13 protein-coding genes and 1 other annotated feature are annotated in these 16,355 nt (G+C 49.1%); of the genes, 4 read left to right on the forward strand and 9 right to left on the reverse strand.

Going from position 1 to position 16,355, the window contains the following annotated elements; all coding sequences use genetic code 11:
- Positions 1 to 228: 228 nt before the first annotated feature.
- Positions 229 to 1,551: an erythromycin esterase family protein gene (locus tag KVT34_RS11075; RefSeq protein ID WP_217559276.1), complete on the reverse strand. Its 1,323-nt coding sequence runs from the start codon at positions 1,549 to 1,551 to the stop codon at positions 229 to 231.
- A 353-nt stretch (positions 1,552 to 1,904) separates the two neighbouring features.
- Here KVT34_RS11075 and KVT34_RS11080 point away from each other — a divergent pair, with 353 nt between their 5' ends.
- On the forward strand, positions 1,905 to 2,780 hold the full coding sequence (locus KVT34_RS11080; RefSeq protein WP_217558675.1) for a CPBP family intramembrane glutamic endopeptidase: 876 nt from the start codon (positions 1,905 to 1,907) through the stop codon (positions 2,778 to 2,780).
- Positions 2,781 to 2,941: 161 nt separating this feature from the next.
- Here KVT34_RS11080 and KVT34_RS11085 read toward each other — a convergent pair whose 3' ends face one another.
- The 4 genes from KVT34_RS11085 to KVT34_RS11100 form a co-directional block, all read right to left on the reverse strand.
- On the reverse strand, positions 2,942 to 5,197 hold the full coding sequence (locus KVT34_RS11085) for an ATP-binding cassette domain-containing protein (protein WP_217558676.1): 2,256 nt from the start codon (positions 5,195 to 5,197) through the stop codon (positions 2,942 to 2,944).
- 316 nt (positions 5,198 to 5,513) lie between these two features.
- Positions 5,514 to 5,933, reverse strand: coding sequence for an SRPBCC family protein (locus KVT34_RS11090; RefSeq protein WP_217558677.1), 420 nt, complete (start codon positions 5,931 to 5,933; stop codon positions 5,514 to 5,516).
- Positions 5,930 to 6,283 carry an ArsR/SmtB family transcription factor gene (locus tag KVT34_RS11095; RefSeq protein ID WP_254634818.1) on the reverse strand — a complete coding sequence of 118 codons (354 nt, stop codon included), beginning with the start codon at positions 6,281 to 6,283 and terminating at the stop codon, positions 5,930 to 5,932. The genes KVT34_RS11090 and KVT34_RS11095 overlap by 4 nt, the downstream gene beginning before the upstream one ends.
- Positions 6,284 to 6,437: 154 nt before the next feature.
- The gene (locus KVT34_RS11100; protein WP_217558680.1) at positions 6,438 to 6,779 is read right to left on the reverse strand and encodes a winged helix-turn-helix transcriptional regulator; all 342 of its coding nucleotides are present in this window, start codon (positions 6,777 to 6,779) and stop codon (positions 6,438 to 6,440) included.
- Between the two features lie 105 nt (positions 6,780 to 6,884).
- Here KVT34_RS11100 and KVT34_RS11105 point away from each other — a divergent pair, with 105 nt between their 5' ends.
- Positions 6,885 to 7,298 carry a RidA family protein gene (locus KVT34_RS11105; protein WP_217558681.1) on the forward strand — a complete coding sequence of 138 codons (414 nt, stop codon included), beginning with the start codon at positions 6,885 to 6,887 and terminating at the stop codon, positions 7,296 to 7,298.
- Positions 7,299 to 7,385: 87 nt separating this feature from the next.
- On the opposite strand, the gene KVT34_RS11110 is transcribed toward KVT34_RS11105, so the two are convergent.
- Positions 7,386 to 9,065: a glutamine--tRNA ligase/YqeY domain fusion protein gene (locus KVT34_RS11110; protein ID WP_217558682.1), complete on the reverse strand. Its 1,680-nt coding sequence runs from the start codon at positions 9,063 to 9,065 to the stop codon at positions 7,386 to 7,388.
- A gap of 65 nt (positions 9,066 to 9,130) precedes the next feature.
- Positions 9,131 to 9,384 (reverse strand) — a binding site (T-box leader).
- Between the two features lie 298 nt (positions 9,385 to 9,682).
- Between KVT34_RS11110 and KVT34_RS32725 the strand changes: the two genes are divergently transcribed.
- Entirely contained in the window at positions 9,683 to 9,829 is a 147-nt protein-coding gene (locus KVT34_RS32725) for an SMI1/KNR4 family protein (protein WP_369016288.1), read from the forward strand.
- Positions 9,830 to 10,112: 283 nt separating this feature from the next.
- Here the strand turns inward: KVT34_RS32725 and KVT34_RS11120 are convergent, their stop codons facing one another.
- Together KVT34_RS11120 and lpdA are read right to left on the reverse strand one after the other, a co-directional pair.
- Positions 10,113 to 12,107 carry an endonuclease MutS2 gene (locus tag KVT34_RS11120; protein WP_217558684.1) on the reverse strand — a complete coding sequence of 665 codons (1,995 nt, stop codon included), beginning with the start codon at positions 12,105 to 12,107 and terminating at the stop codon, positions 10,113 to 10,115.
- Between the two features lie 413 nt (positions 12,108 to 12,520).
- Positions 12,521 to 13,906: a dihydrolipoyl dehydrogenase gene (lpdA, locus tag KVT34_RS11125; RefSeq protein ID WP_217558685.1), complete on the reverse strand. Its 1,386-nt coding sequence runs from the start codon at positions 13,904 to 13,906 to the stop codon at positions 12,521 to 12,523.
- A 196-nt stretch (positions 13,907 to 14,102) separates the two neighbouring features.
- Between lpdA and KVT34_RS11130 the strand changes: the two genes are divergently transcribed.
- Positions 14,103 to 14,681, forward strand: coding sequence for a TetR/AcrR family transcriptional regulator (locus KVT34_RS11130; protein ID WP_217559277.1), 579 nt, complete (start codon positions 14,103 to 14,105; stop codon positions 14,679 to 14,681).
- 206 nt (positions 14,682 to 14,887) lie between these two features.
- On the opposite strand, the gene KVT34_RS11135 is transcribed toward KVT34_RS11130, so the two are convergent.
- Complete coding sequence (locus KVT34_RS11135) at positions 14,888 to 16,351, reverse strand: glycosyltransferase family 2 protein (protein ID WP_217558686.1); 1,464 nt, start codon at positions 16,349 to 16,351, stop codon at positions 14,888 to 14,890.
- Between the last annotated feature and the right edge of the window lie 4 nt (positions 16,352 to 16,355).

Below are 16,355 nucleotides of genomic sequence, written 5' to 3' on the forward strand. Positions count from 1 at the left end.
AGCAATTGGAATGGAGTTGAATGTCCATAAGTAAAGAGTTATTGCAATCCATATTTAACGCAATGCTCTCCTAAAATCGGAGCTTATACCCAGCGCATGCGGATTCGGAAATAAAAAATACTCATCCATGACGGATGAGTATTTTTGAGGAGATGCACGTAGACCACGGAATCAGTAAGTCGCGATCCTGTTATATTCACGGACCGGTCTTGCGCAGCTCCCCGGCGGTTACTTCATATGGGACGGACTTGTTTTCCGGATGTGAAAAAGAATATCAAATTGTTCCTGCAAAGACGCATCGAAGTATACCGGCGCGTTCGGGAGGAGTTGTCCCCCTAGGCTCAGCAAAGGACGTTTTTCACCAATCCATTGCTTGGCCGGTCCTTCCAGATGACGGGCATCAAGCAGAAACATGTCTGTAGAAACTTTTCCAAGCATGTAATTGGAGCTTTTCTCATCCTGTGGAATTTTTTCCGTTGCGACCTTACTGTTGCCGTCAGGTTTGTATTCACTGAATAAGGTGAAATCGCCCTCCGAAGTGGTGCTTCCCATGACGATATATTTGTCGCCAAGACGCTTTTTCAAAAAATTACCGGAACCATCCGGATATAATTCTTTGTCGATAATTCCCTTGGCTACGTGGATGTTGTGACCCCATACCATCGTTTTTCCGTCCAACGCCTCTCCGGCCCATACCGCATGGTCCGCCATATATTGCTCGTGCAGCTTTATCATGCTTGGATAATCGTCAGAAATCATCATGGCCGTGAAATTCCGTATAGCCGTCGCGGTTCCTTTCGCCCAGATAAGCTCGGTTGTTTCTGCTTTTTTGTCTGCCTGTTTGCTCTTCTCTTCAAGCAATCGGACGACTTTCTCCGCGTTACCCTTAAACCGCTCCCTTTCCTCGGGAGACAGCTTCATATAATCCTGCAAGCTTCCGGTTGATAACCGAAGCTCTTTGTAGTTAAGCTCCACTTCAGCCAGCATATCGGGATAATGCCGTTTAACATAATCTGTCACTTGTTGATAGACGCCTTGATCCAGTGATTTTATGTCAAGTCCGATAAATTGAATTTTTTTCTTGTTCGAAGGATCGGCGTTATATTCTTTCATCCAATCTATCATCGCTACAATTTCATCCGTCGGATACAACAGATTCAAAAACTCTCTCGGATTCCCTTTTCCCGTTTGGATATATTCGTTCAGCTTTAAACCGCTTCCCCAATCTTCTTCCATCCCAAAATTCGTAAAACCGAGCTCGGTGACCAGATACTTCACAAGCCGAAACTTCATCGTAAATATTTCGGAGCTTCCGTGAGTATTCTCTCCCAATCCCACATAACGGGCATCCCCGATCATGCTCTTAAGCGGCTGTAAATCATCCATTGGTTGTGTCGGGTCAACCGTCTTCAAAGGCTTCGCCTGCGATTTAATGGATGAGATTACATCGTTTTGAACAGGCTTAGTCGATTCGGTAACTACCACCGTTTTAGTCTCCCCTTCTTTTGCGCATCCTCCAACCAGCAGCGCGGCACTGACCATCGCTACCATTCCGCCGTACATCATTTTCTTTTTCATCGTCTCCACCTCATTCAACTAGTTAAGCAAATTAATCCGCAAGTGAATACAATGCGTCCATCGCTTTGATCCGATTGTCACTCATTTACCGTCATTTTTCCTAGTGACGAACCGTCATAAAACGGTTTGACAAAACATCACGCAGGGAGAAATGACTTTCTATCACTGGCGATGATGACAATCCCCCGGTGATAATGAGCTCATCAAAACGCAACTAAATGATTCCTGAAAAAGGATGTGATCCAGATGGAAAATCCGTCAGACGCCTGTAGGTAAATAATTCGACCGGATAATCAAACTAATGAATTAGGAAGTAAAGGGTACCTATGCTATTTAATGCGACAACGCTCTCTACCGAGGAGCAATTCCAACGTGCCAGAAAAGGACTTCGGCTCTTTTTTAGCATCCTGCTCGTTTTTTCTATTGTCATCAATACAGTCGTAATCATGATGAAGAGCATCCCGCTCATTGTCGTATACATGTTTACGCCCGCGCTCTCTTCCATTCTAGCACGGCTCCTCTTACGTGAAGGGTTTAAAGACGTATCGTTCAATATCGGCAGCGGGAAAATATGGAAAGGCATCGGATTGGCTGTACTGATACCTATCATCATCTGTTTTATCACCTACTCCATCGCCTGGTTCAGCGGACTGGCTATCTTTCAACTTCCTGTGGGCGGCACGTTGGAACCGATCTTCCATATGCTCGGACTGCAGCATCTGCCAACCCCGCTGAATTTCATTCTGATAGTTGGCATAACCGGAATTCTGGGAAGCTTGATCAACCTGATTCCGGTTATGGGGGAAGAAGTCGGCTGGAGGGGGTACATGCTGACAAGGCTGGTCGATGCCAAAGTTCCGCGTCCCGTCCTCGTCAGCGGTTTGATCTGGGCAACCTGGCATGTTCCGATTGTCATTGCCGGTTTATACGTGGAAGGGCCGTCCATGATTCTCACGGTAGCCGGCCTCTACTTATGTATCGTTCCGTTCGGCTATATCATTGCCCATTTGCGGCTTGCCACAGGCAGCGTCTGGCCTGCGGTTATCCTCCATGCCGCCTGGAATGCCGTTATTCAAGGACCGTTCACACGCGCAACTACCGGAAATCATACTGAAATTTGGATCGGAGAATCCGGTATGATCACCGGGTTTATTATCTTGATTGCCGCGATCCTTGTATCCCGAAGAAAACTCATTAAGTAAGCTTGAAAGCTTGCAGAGTATGGCTAATTAAAAAAATAGCTTTCGTCGGGCGTGGCGTACACCTGATGAAGGCTGTTTTTTGTTCAACTTCACATAAAAAAGAAGCTGCCGATTTTTCCGGCAGCTTCTTTTAAATACGTTCTTCTTGTGGAATTTGATGATTACATCAAGTATCTTCCCGTGATCGACTGCTCCGCATGGATGATCTGCGGCGGCGTGCCCTCGAACACCACCTGCCCGCCCTTGCTGCCTCCGTCCGGTCCCATATCGATGATCCAATCCGCTTGGCTGATCACGTCGAGGTTGTGCTCGATGACGATCACCGTATTGCCGGCATCCACGAGGCGGTTCATAATCTCCAGAAGGTGACCGATATCCGACATATGGAGCCCGGTCGTCGGCTCGTCCATCACGTAGATGCTGCCTTTCTTATGCAGCTCGCTTGCCAGTTTGATACGCTGGCATTCCCCGCCCGAAAGCGTACTGAGCGGCTGGCCGAGTGTAATGTAGTTCAGCCCCACATCACTCATCGCTTGGAGCTTGCGCACAACCTCTTTTAGCTGGAAAAAATCCAATGCCTGCTCCACCGTCATCTCCAGCACTTCCGCAATTGACTTTCCGTTCAGCTTGTACGCAAGCACTTCTTCCTTGAACCGTCTACCTCCGCATACATCGCACGGCAGCTTCACACTGTCGAGGAATGCAAGGTCAGTATACACTACACCCAGTCCTTGGCAGTTCTCGCAAGCTCCCTTGGAGTTGAAGCTGAACAAGCTTTGACTCACCTTGTTTGCGGCGGCAAACGCCTTGCGCACATCATCCATAATGCCTGTGTAGGTTGCGGGATTCGAACGTGTCGACACGCCTACCGCCGACTGGTCGATGACGATCGCATCCGGATGCCGGCTGAGGAATACTTCGTTAATCAGCGTGCTCTTGCCCGAGCCGGCCACGCCCGTAACGACGGTCAGCACTCCGGTCGGGATATCTACATGGACGTTGCGCAGATTGTGCAGCGAGGCATCCTTGATGGACAGTTTGCCGGATGGCTGCCTGCAATCATGCTTGATCCGGAGCTGCCGCTTCATGTGGGTGCCGGTCAATGTATCGGCCTCCAGCAAGCCTTGGAAACTTCCTTCATACACGATGGTACCGCCGCGGCTGCCGGCGTGAGGACCAACGTCGACGATATGATCCGCCACTTTGATCACATCGGGATCATGCTCGACGACGAGCACGGTATTGCCCTTGTCGCGCAGTTTCTGAAGCAATTCATTTAACCGGTGTACATCACGGGGATGCAAGCCGATGCTGGGCTCGTCAAAGATGTACGTGACATCCACGAGACTGCCGCTTAGATGCTTCACCATCTTCACCCGCTGCGACTCGCCGCCGGACAATGTATCCGTCTCGCGGTCCAGCGTCAAGTAGTCAAGTCCGATGTCCACCAGATGCTGCAATCGCTCTGTCAGAGACTTAACGATCGGCGCGGCGACGGAATCGTCAATCTCCCGAATGACGCGAATGAGCTGGCCGACCTCCATGGAGGACATCTCCGCAATGTTGAGTCCATTGATTTTGCAGCCGAGCGCGGCCTGACTGAGTCTTGCGCCGTGGCAGCTGGAACAGGGGCCCTCGGAGATGTAAGGCGCAACCGTTTTTTGGGTGCGCTCGGACTTCGTTTTCACATCCTGCTTGATGTATTTGTTGGTGAACTTCTCAATGACGCCTTCCACTGTAATGTTAATTGTCTTCCCTCCGAAAAGCGTCGCCACTTTTCTCGCCTTACCGTACAAGAGTTGCTCCAGCTCCTCCTCCGAATAATCGCTCAGTTTCTTGTCGGGATCGAAGGGCCCCGACTGTACGATTATCGTCCAATCCATGCTGTCCACCGAATAGCCGGGCAGCAGAATTGCCCCTTCTTGGAGCGACTTCGACTTGTCCAGCGCCTTGCTCATGTCGACGTTCAAGCTGCGGCCGATTCCGTTACATTCGGGACACATGCCTTGCGGATCGTTAAAAGAGAACATGTTGGCTTGTCCGACATAAGGCTGCCCCACTCGTGAGAACAGAAGACGGAGAATGGGAGAAATATCGGTAATCGTGCCCATCGTGGAATGGGAGCCTCCGCCCAACCGCTTCTGATCGACGATAACCGCCATGCTCAGGTTTTCGATCGCGTCCGCATCCGGCTGCGGATAGCGAGGCAGGAAAGTACGCACGAACATGCTGAAGTTCTCATTCAGCAACCGCGTGGATTCCGCGGCAATCGTATCGAAAACGATCGATGACTTGCCGGATCCGGATACCCCCGTGAATATCGTGATTTTCCGCTTAGGTATGCGCAGGGATACGTTCTTGAGATTGTTTTCCCGCGCAGCCGAGATGACGATATATTCCTGATTAGATTCGCTCATGATTAACATCCTTCCGGCAGTTTAATCTCCACTTAAATTCATATTCATTGTACCATCGTCGTGCCTAGAAAGTTTGCTTAAATAAGAATGGGAATGCGGCTCTTGGCCATGGTTTGATTACCTACTAGCTTTAGCCATACGCATCTGGTGTAAACATATCCCGGAACGACACGAACTTATTTGACTCAGATTATCCGGAAAAGATAATAAACCGGCTGCAAAGGATATGCAGCCGGTTTAGGTTGATTCGGGTCAAGCCCGGTTCACTATCGTTCCTTAGGTATAGCGTTTAGAAAAGAAATAGTTAGCGCTAAGGTTATTGTTCCAACACCTTTTCAAGCCCGTCGCACCATTTAGTCCAGCCAAACTTAGCTCCGTTAAGTGCTTGTTCATTGGAGATCCCGGTTTGTTCGAGATGAAGGTTCACCTTTCCGTCCCCCAGATCCTCCAGTGTCCAGGTAACCGTGTGTTTTTCTCCACTGGCCCACGTATAGGACAAGCGGTTGGGCTCATCCACGACAAGCACTTCGCCTTCAATAATTCCGTTCCACCATTGGGTCGGCTGCGCGCGGAACTGAAAACGGTGTCCTACGACAGGCTTAAAATCATTCTCCATGGCCTGACCGGAATGGATGTCGGCTACCCACTTGGCAAGCTTGCTGGAATCGGTTAAAGCAGACCAAAGCTTCGCAAGCGTAGTTTTATACTGAAAATCAAGGGATAATGTTAAACTCATTCTTCTTCCTCCTCTAATAGTTGGTTTAATCGCAATAAATTCGTACTCCAAAACTTGCTGTAGAAAGCCACCCAATCTTGAATTTCTCTGAGCGGGGAGGCGTTTAGCCTAAATCGCGTTTCTCTGCCGACTTTTCGGTCATGTACCAGTCCGGCTTCTTTCAGGATTGTCAAATGCTTGGATACCGCTGTACGTCCCATTTGAAACTGTGCCGTTAATTCATGAAGAGGTATCTCTTCTGCCTGAGCTAACAAATGAATGAGCCGACGCCTAGTCGGATCTGCAATCGCGTCAAACACATCCCGCAACTGATGGTCTTCGCTCACAACACCCTCTCCTAAGTCGTTCATTGAATTCTTATTGGACACCATTCGGTGACACTTTGATTATATGACACCATTTGGTGTCTCGTCAAGCGGAATAATGGCCGCTCCCTTTTATAGTTTGTAAGAACATGCATAAAAAAACCGCGCAATGCGTGGAACTTAACAAATACAACCGGATTCAACTGGGTTGGTTTTTTACTCCCCACTCACATAAATCTTCCAAGATGGGCAATAAGGTTTTCGCTTTATCGGTGAGACTGTACTCGACTTTAGGCGGAATTTGGGGATACTCTACCCGTTTAACCAGGCCGTCCGCTTCCAATTCTTTTAATTGTGAACTCAATGTTTTATAAGTAATTGCTCCTACTTGTCTTTTCAGATCATTGAAACGAACCGGCTGGTTTTCTGCCAACAGATAAATAAGTACCATTTTCCATTTGCCGGAAATGACGGACATTGTATAACCAAATGGTGTATCTTGAATGTGTTTAACTTTACCTTTATATTCAGCCATGCTCATGTTTACACTATCCTTTCGGGTAGTACCTATCAAAATAGTGCGTACTACTTATTTATTTGTGCTCAGTTTATACTAGCCTTACTTTGAAGTAAAGGAGAGAATAAAATGACTACGACTAAAACATATAACCACGGTGTCGCGTGGGAAGAAGCTTTCGGCCTTTCCCAAGGCTACAGTGTCAACGGCACGATCTACATTTCGGGACAATTTTCACACGATATGCAGGGTGCGTTCGTTGGCGAAGGCGATTTCGAGGCACAGGCCCGGCAGACACTGGAGAACCTTGATCGCGTGCTGGCGGGATTCGGTGTCACGCGGTCGCAGATCGCCGAGATGGAAATTTTTCTGACAAACCCGCAAGAGCATTTTGAAAAGTGCGTCGTTTTGTATAAGGAGTATGTAGGCGACCATCGGCCGGCCGGTACCCTCGTTGGCGTGTCGGGTTTGGCGTTCCCCCACCAGCTGATTGAAATCCGCGCCGTCGCACACACCGGCAAACCGGGCCATAGGAAACTTTGAGTGTCCCACTGTACGCAAGCGAGTCTCAATCAACAACAAATCCGAAAGAAGGACACTCGTTGATGAGTGTCCTTGACGTAGGAAGCTTCATTTTCTGTTCCAAGAATCCTTTAATGAGACGATCCGGTTAAATACAAGCCGATCCTCGGTACTATACTTCCTATCTGCACAAAAATAGCCATGTCGAAAGAATTGGAATTTCTGTTCCGAAGAGGCCTGATTGATGAAAGCTTCAATTAGAACATCCTTTATTGTGACAAGCGAGTCAGGGTTTATCCTTTCAGTCCAATTCCTATTATCCTCCTTCGAATTATCAGGGTCGAGCAGAAGTTTATCATAAAGATTAACATCAACCTTAACGGCGTGGTCCGCTGATACCCAATGAATTGTCCCCTTCACCTTGCGCCCTGTAAACCCCGTTCCGCTCTTCGTAAGCGGGTCGTAAGTGCAGTGAAGTTCCGTTATTTCACCTGTTTCCAGGTCCTTGATCACTTCTTCACACTTGATGAAATAAGCCCCCTTCAGCCTTACCTCGGCATTGGGACTAAGCCTGTGAAAACCTTTGAGCGGCTGCTCCATAAAATCGTCACGCTCGATATAAATTGTGTTGGAAAAAGGGGCTTCTCTTTTCCCCAGAGATTCGTTTTCACTGTTATTTTCTATCGCTAACAATTCCACCTTATCTTGAGGATAGTTGGTAATGACGACTTTTAGAGGGTTCAATACTGCCATGACACTAACCGTTTTTTCTTTTAAATCTTGTCTAAGACTGTGATCTAAGAGGGAAATATCTACCGTACTTTCCGTTCGAATGTTGCCAATTGTTTCGATGAAGCTGCGGATGCTTTCCGGCGTGAAACCTCTTCTTCTAAGCCCTTGGATGGTTGGAAGCCTTGGATCATCCCATCCGTCAACGTGGCCTCCTTCTACCATCGGTCTTAAAAAGCGTTTGCTTGTCATCACACCTGTTAAATTCAGCCTGCCAAACTCCCTTTGCCGCGGCGGCTCATGGTAACCAAGTTCTTTTAAGACCCATTCGTACAAAGGACGGTGGTCTTTAAATTCAATGGAGCATAAAGAATAGGTGATCCCTTCGATTGCGTCTTGAATAGGGTGAGCAAAATCGTACATCGGATAAATGCACCAGTCGCTTCCCGTTCTGTAATGCTCCGCATAAATGATTCGATAAATAACAGGATCACGCATATTTAAATTCGGGGATGCCATATCAATTTTGGCACGAACCACCTTAGAAGCCGCCGGGAAAGTGCCATTTTTCATTTTTTCAAAAAGTTCCAGGTTTTCCCCCACTGAACGGTTTCTATAAGGGCTGTCTAAACCAGGCTCCGTCAAAGTCCCTCGATACTCCGCTACTTCGTTTGGTGTCAAATCACAGACATAGGCTTTTCCCTGTTTGATCAGTTTAACTGCAGCGTTATAAATTTCGCTAGAGTAATCGGAACCAAAGTAGATATGGTTACCCGGATCGTATCCAAGCCACTTTATATCCTCGATGATCGCATTAACGTACTCGCTGTCCTCTTTAAGCGGATTCGTATCATCAAAGCGTAGATGAAATGTCCCGTTAAAATATTGAGCTACCGAATAATTCGTGTGAATGGCATAGGCGCTCCCGATATGAAGGTATCCATTAGGCTCGGGAGGAAACCGTGTGCACATTTTCCTATCCAAAGGGTTGTGTTCAAGCTCTTCTTTAATCAATCTGAACATAAAATTTTCGGCTAAATGTTCCTTTTCGTTAACCATGTCGGCTCCTCCTAATAAACTGGATATGGGAAAACAAAAAAAATCTCACCTCCAAGACCCTAAGTCTTGGGGACGAAATTTTCGTGGTACCACCCCAGATTCATTAATATGTCGCCATATTAACCTCTTCAAGTACGGCATTGCAGACCATGCTTATACTCTAGCTCTGTAACGGGAGCTCCCGTTATGCCATCCCCGACTATGGTTCCGACATACTGCTCAGAGGCTTGCTTCAGGGAAAACTTCTTGACTCCTTTTCACCTGCCGGAGCTCTCTGTACAAGAACATGTTCCCTTACTCTTCTCGTCATCGCGTTTAATTATTGAGACCATATTATCAGAGCCTTCCTTTTTTTGCAAACTCCTGATCGGTAGGACCGAGCTCGCTTCACCCGAATGTTTAACCGACCCCATCCTTCGGCTAACAGCTGCCGCCTGTGCTTGTAATTCGCTCTTGTTTTTGCAATGGGTGTGGTAGACTTCACCTAAAAGGTCCTCAGGATACAGGTTTCGCATCTTGCTTCAAATGACGACTTAAACATGGCGGTGGAATTGGAATGACAAAGGACGTATGGACAACCATTTTAAATCAGGTTCAAACGATTTCAGACCCGATTTTTGCAGCCGGCAGCCGAGGAAGAAATTCAGCGCTTGGAACGTATGTTGCAAGTCACCTTGCCGACCGCTTTTCGTGATTATTTGTCTATCATGAACGGGCAGCACGATGAGATTCCGGACAAATCTTTAAATATACGCCCGATATGAGTTACGAAGACGTGATTGCGAATTCTTTTGAAGAGTTTTCCAATGAAATGTTAAAGCAATTGCAAGCCAACCAATATTCGTTTGTTGACGATGTCATTGCGTTTGATGATCTGTACGTTGTTTAAAGGCCTCATGATCTTGTCTTCTGGCATACATATGCAGCCGCGCAAAAGAGCCGACCGTCCCTAAAAGACGTCGGCTCTTCCATTTTTCATTTCAGAAGCTTCACGTGCCTAGCTTGCTCGCTCTGCACGATCGTTAGCCCATTACTTTGAAAACCATCTCATTCCTCCGGTTTGGTCTCAATGGTAACGCCCGGTGCGTGCTTGCGGCCCATCAGCTTGCGTTTTTTGCGGTTTGCTTTCGTCTCGAACACGATGTCCAGATCGTAATCGTCCGGGTACAGCTCCTTGCCCTCGATGTGCAGCTTCAGCCGCTTCCGGTTGATTTTGAACTTCTGTTTCTGGATCATCACCCCGACGTTGCCCCGGGCATCCTCGGTTTCAAACACAATACCGGTGCGGCCCAAATAAGCGATATACACGCAATCGCCGAGCTGGAAGCTTCCGGGAGCTACCGGAACCGTCTTACCGGTGCCGTCTTCCGGTTCCCTCTCCTCCTCCGATGGAGGCAGAGTCACATTCGTCACGGGCATTTCTTCCTGCGGACCGTCCGTATCCGCCGCCGCGGAGGCTTCTTCCGGCTCCGCCTCAGTTCCGGCGGTCTGTGTCCCTTGCGGCAAGCTTTCCGGTAGGCCGCGCACGGTAATTTCGCGGGACCGCTCAATAAGACCGGCAGGCAGACCCAGCTTCAGCGCGATCAGAAACGCGTAGCTCTGCCCCGCTTCTCCAATCCTCAGCCGGTACAGCGGCCGCAGCGTGTCCGTATCAAACTCCATACGGGCATTTTCGAACCCCGGCGTCACGTCGGCGAAGTTTTTGATTTCCGTAAAATGAGTCGTCGCCACGACGGTCGCTCCCCTCCGGTGCAGCTCTTCCAGAATGGCCACCGATAAGCCGACACCTTCCCCCGGATCGGTTCCGGAGGCCATCTCATCGATCAGAATGAGCGTCGAACGATCGGCAAACTGCAGCATTTCATTGACATTCCGGATATGCGCGGAGAAGGTGCTGAGCGCATGCTCGATACTTTGGCCGTCCCCGATATCAACGGCGAGATGGTTGAATACGGAGAGCAGGCTTCCTTCCCGTACCGGAATCAATAAGCCCGACTGCGCCATGACAGTCAGCAGTCCGATCGTTTTCAGCGAAAGGGTTTTACCTCCGGTATTCGGTCCCGTAACAATTAGCGACTTATATCTTCGTCCGATGACGAAGTTCAAGGGAACCATCGGCCGGTTCAACAGCGGATGCTTCGCCTCGCGCAGGTCGATGATCCCTTGATCGTTCAGCTCCACATTAGAGCCGCCGATGGCCAGCGCATATTTGGCCTTGGCAAATATGAAATCGTAAGTGCCTACCGTTTCGATGTTCGTCAGAAACTGTTGATCGCAGCTTTCCGCCAGCGCGGTCAAATCGCTGAGTACTTTCAGCTCCTCCCGGGCTTCCTCCGCTCTCAGCCCCGACAGCTCGAATTGAATTGTCATGACCTCGGCCGGTTCGATATATACCGTTTGGCCGCTTGCCGACTCGTCGAGCACTGTCCCCTTCACCAGCTTGCGGTGCTCTTTCTTGACCGGCAGCACATAGCGTCCGCCGCGCGAGCTGAGGACATGCTCCTGCAAAATAGAGCGGTGGCGGCTCATCAAGGAGTCTAGCTTACTCTTCAGACGTTCCTCGAATACGGCCAGCCGCTTGCGGACTTTCATGAGTTCCTTGCTCGCGGTGTCGACCACTTGCCCGTGACGGATGCACCGTTCGATCTCCGATTTCAGCGCGTCCATCGTATACATGGAAGCCGCATAAGAGCTAATCTGAGGCGCTGCTCCGCTTTTCGAGGCCATATACCTCATGAGCTGCGCGCAGCTGGTCAGAAATTGGTGAATGTGCATAAAATCCTTTTCACTGAACACGTAGCCCGTTCCCAGCAGGTCCAACATATTTTCCATTCCTTCAAGCGAAGGAATCGGGACGCTGGCGCCATGCTCAAGCAGGGACTTCGCTTCCGCCGTCTCGTCCAGCCTCGCCCGCACGACGGACATCGCCGTTAAAGGAAGCAGCTCGGTAATCTGCCGCTTTCCTAGATACGATACGGCATATTCCGCCAGAGCTTCCTTGATTTTGCCGAATTCCAAACGCTGCAATGCTTTTTCATTCATGAGTGATCTCTCCTTGTACGAAAATAAAAAAAAGGCAGAGAATGAACGTGCGTCATTCTCTGCCTTTTAATGTTATGCCTAAATAAGAGCGCCTGATAAAACAGAAAATCCGTGCTGAACTCAGCACGGACGATAGGCGCAATGATAGGCATATACCTATGGCATTGTATGATATCCGTTGTTCTTAACTAATTCCGAGTCGTCCGTAAACCCATGGCTAAATAAACCTTGCTTAACAGCAAAATTTACCCATGAATCTCCAGAACACTCCATATGGAATTTGATTAGTTAAGAACGTTCACCGACATCAAGATCTCTCCCTTAGGCAATAATTATTTTAACAATACCCTACTCCCCCGACGGATGTCAAGTCCTGTAAAATCTTACGATTCATCTCGTCACATTTGTGCTTTTTACCTATTCAGTCCCATTTTTTTGACCGCGTTTTCGCCAGCCTCCATAATCACTTCACCCAGTGTAGGATGGGGATGAATCGTCATAGCCAAGTCTTCCACGGTTGCCCCCATCTCGATAGCCAGCGCAAGCTCCGATATGAGTGTCGATGCCTCCACGCCAACGATTTGTGCACCCATCACGATTCCGGAAGCCGGGTCCGCCACAATCTTGACAAATCCTTCGGATTCACGCAATGCCAGTGCTCTTCCGTTAATCCCGAAAGATGCTTTGCCGATCACAGCCGGGATGGCGTTTGCTTTTGCTTCCGTTTCACTTAAACCAACGCTGGACAGCTCCGGATCAGAAAAGACTACGAGCGGCATGGCTCTGTAATCAACCGCGGACGGAAGGCCTGCAATAACTTCTGCCGCTACCTTGGCTTCATAAGACGCCTTGTGAGCGAGAGCCGGGCCAGCCGTAATATCTCCAATTGCAAAAATATGCGGGATAGCCGTTCTGCACTGTTCGTCCGTCTCGATCAATCCCCTGCCCGTCACGGGCAGACCTATGCGTTCCAGTCCTAACTTGCCGTCCGTATTTGGTTTTCTGCCGATAGTGACTAACACATAGTCCGCTGTAACATGGTGATGCTCCCGATTTTTTGAATAATGCAGGGTGATTGAATCCTCCTCCTGTACTACGTTCTCAGCAGTCGCCCCGGTAATCAGGTTAATACCATCGGCTTTCAACTGACGGACAACGGGGACCACAAGGTCCGCCTCGAATCCGGGCAGCACTTGTTCTCCTCCCTCCAGAATCGTTACCTTTGTTCCAAACTTGGCAACCATTTGTCCCAGTTCGACACCGATATACCCACCGCCTATAACGACCAGGCTAGCCGGGAGCTCAGGGAGCGACAGAGCTTCCGTTGAAGACAAAACACGCCCTCCAACCGGGAACGCTTGCAGCTCAATCGGACGAGATCCTGTTGCCAGTATGGCGTACTTAAACGAAATGGTTTGCTCCTGTCCGGCTTGTTCGATAACTGCTGTATGTTCATCGACGAATCTAGCCTCTCCTTCCAGAATGCTCACACCTGCATGATTTAATAAATAACGGACTCCACCGGCCTGCTTACTCACAATCCCTTGCTTGAAATCCTGAGCATTCTTAAATGACGAAGCCGCATCTGCAAGATTGAACGAGCGGAGCCTATCATAGCGATGCGAATCTGCAATTAATGCTTTGGATGGAATGCAGCCCACGTTCGTGCAGACTCCGCCAAGCTGACTGCGTTCGACAATCGCCGTCTTCATACCAAGCTGGGAAGATCGCAGCGCCGCCACATATCCTCCCGGACCTGATCCAATGACTAACGTTTCTACGGATTCAAGTTTACTCATATCCCGATACCTCCAAGTTGAAGTCGATTCATATTATGATGATCATAATATATTATAGTCATCATATTTTAAAACCGTCAACTACCGTCATTAGCCTTTCATGAACGGGCAGTTCCCCAACCTCTAAATTGACAGGCTTTATTATGACGCTTATAATATTTTAGAAGTGAAATTATGAAGTTGTGGAGTGATTACCATACCGTATCCCAAAGGCCATAAGATAAAAGTCCGGAATAAAATCGTTGAAAGTGCTGCCCAGGCTTTTCGCACCCATGGGATCCACGATGTAAGTGTTCCGTTCATTATGAAGGGGGCCGGATTGACCCATGGAGGGTTTTACGCACACTTTGACAACAAAGAACAGCTAATTGGCGAAGCCTGCCGGTATGCCATCAGCGATACCATCGCACTTCTGCAGAAAGCCGCCGATCAGGAAAAGCAGAACCCCAAAATCAATACGGTCATTGATTATTATTTAAGTTCGTATCACCGCGACAAAGCCGAGATGGGCTGCATCATTCCCGCCCTTTCTGCCGAAGTCTCCCGTTCTTCAGAAGACGTCCGGCAAATATTCACCCACGAAGTGGAGCGGATGATTTCGTTTATCTCCAATCTAGCGGAAATTGACACGTCCAAAGGCAGCGCACTGTTCAGTACCCTGGTGGGCTCTCTTGTTCTTGCACGAACTGTGAATGACCCTGAACTGAGCGACAACCTTCTCTCGGCGGGCAAGCAGTATGCCAAAGAACTGGTCAGGGCTTCATATACTTGCTAGGAACCGCTGCACCTATTGTCCATTCTATAAATAATCTCCAAACAGCTCCGTTATGATCTCCTCATTCGGCTTTAACGAACCTTGGTATCCAATAGCTAGTTTTCGTGACAATAGCATGGGCTAGTATTTTTCCAAGTTAAAAAGCCCGCAAGCTGCATGCAGGCTCTCAGATTTGGGGATGGATAAGTTAAAACTCCGGTAAATTCTTACGATGTTGGATCGCTCACTTTGTCCCGTTTGATCCGGCCCAGCAAATCGTGCAAATCATCCTCCTCGCACCAGAAAAGCGGCTCCATAACATGCCGGATCCTGGGGCTTCTAATTAAATCGAATTGCAGAAACGCAGGCGCAGTTTGAGTCTGCTCGTGAGCAGTTTCCTCCTCTTTCGCGGGCTGGCCTGTCTCATTCGGGGCCAAAAGAGCCGTTTCCGGCGCCCATGTTCCCGCTGTCAAAAGAAGAATAACTTCCCTGGATATTCTGGTTAGTTCTCTCAGCAGCTTGACCCGGATCCTGGGATGAAGCACACGGATTATATCCGTCACGACACATAGCCCGAACGAATTTTCCGGCAGGAAAGTGCGCAGACCCAGCGAGCATTCGACTACCCGGGAAGGAAACTCTGCGCGGAAAAGTTCAAGCGTAGGCCGGTTATGCACATAGAGATGCGTGACATTCAGGTGTCTCACCAGTTCCGGATCATCGGTACCGATCAACAGCGTACGGGATGATAGGGCTGCGCAGGCGGAAACCTTATCGAGCTCTTCGGTTGTATAGTCCGCAAGCTTGGGGAGCTGCAGCGTATTCATTTTTTCAATGAATGCACCGTAGAAATGCCCTTGATACTCGGGAAACAGCTCTGTTTCGAGTTCCTTGAACTTTATGTGCATCTGTATACGGTTTTGATAGTCCGAAAAGGCCTGACGGTCGCCGGAAGATGCGGACTCGTGCGGATAATGGATCGCGTATGCTTGGCGGTCCGAGCGAAAGTTCACTCCCTCCCGGTGCAAACGGTAAGCGAAGTCGATATCCTCCACCCCCCAGCCCTTGTAGGATTCGTCGAATCCTCCTATGTCCAGAGCCGTTCGGGCGGGCACGGTAATGGCTCCCGAATAACCCAATTCCCACGGAAGCGCAAGCTGCTGAATGTCGTCCCGCATATAAAGGAAGAACGACTCTCTGCGGTCTTTCCATATCGGAAGCTTGTTGAGCTTCACAGCGATTTCTTCGATATTGTCCGGCGTAATCCCCTCCACTACAGAGGTGTCCGTTACTGCCGGGTCCAGATCAATCCCGTACATACTGTGAAGGGTAACGAATGCCGGAGATTTCTCGTATAGCGTGAAGATCCGGCTCACGAAATTTGGAGGTACCAGCATCCCCGCATCCAGAAAACAAACATATTCCCCGGCCGCCTCCCGGAGTCCCGTGTTTCTGGCGCAGGATCGTCCGGAATTTTCATCGCGTGGACGATACATATACCGGAGCTTGGGTAAAACAGAACGAATCCGCTCGATATAGAGAGAAGTATCGTCACTGGAACCGTCATCTACGACGATCAGCTCCGCTTGTTCCGTTTGAAACCATTCCGCATCCTGACGGGCTAAATACTGCAATCCCTTATGCAGGAGAGGACCGCAGTTGTATGCCGGTATTACGATCGAGAGTTTCAACCTC

The sequence above is a fragment of the Paenibacillus sp. GbtcB18 genome, assembly GCF_019091125.1.
Lineage (GTDB): Bacteria > Bacillota > Bacilli > Paenibacillales > NBRC-103111 > Paenibacillus_F > Paenibacillus_F chitinolyticus.

Coding starts and splice junctions, on each gene's coding strand:
- KVT34_RS11080 (WP_217558675.1), top strand. CDS start 1,905: ATGCTATTTAATGCGACAACGCTCTCTACCGAGGAGCAATTCCAACGT.
- KVT34_RS11110 (WP_217558682.1), bottom strand. CDS start 9,065: ATGGTTAACGAAAAGGAACATTTAGCCGAAAATTTTATGTTCAGATTG.
- KVT34_RS11090 (WP_217558677.1), bottom strand. CDS start 5,933: ATGAGTTTAACATTATCCCTTGATTTTCAGTATAAAACTACGCTTGCG.
- KVT34_RS11085 (WP_217558676.1), bottom strand. CDS start 5,197: ATGAGCGAATCTAATCAGGAATATATCGTCATCTCGGCTGCGCGGGAA.
- KVT34_RS11120 (WP_217558684.1), bottom strand. CDS start 12,107: ATGAATGAAAAAGCATTGCAGCGTTTGGAATTCGGCAAAATCAAGGAA.
- KVT34_RS11105 (WP_217558681.1), top strand. CDS start 6,885: ATGACTACGACTAAAACATATAACCACGGTGTCGCGTGGGAAGAAGCT.
- KVT34_RS11100 (WP_217558680.1), bottom strand. CDS start 6,779: ATGAGCATGGCTGAATATAAAGGTAAAGTTAAACACATTCAAGATACA.
- KVT34_RS11075 (WP_217559276.1), bottom strand. CDS start 1,551: ATGGTAGCGATGGTCAGTGCCGCGCTGCTGGTTGGAGGATGCGCAAAA.
- KVT34_RS11095 (WP_254634818.1), bottom strand. CDS start 6,283: ATGAACGACTTAGGAGAGGGTGTTGTGAGCGAAGACCATCAGTTGCGG.
- lpdA (WP_217558685.1), bottom strand. CDS start 13,906: ATGAGTAAACTTGAATCCGTAGAAACGTTAGTCATTGGATCAGGTCCG.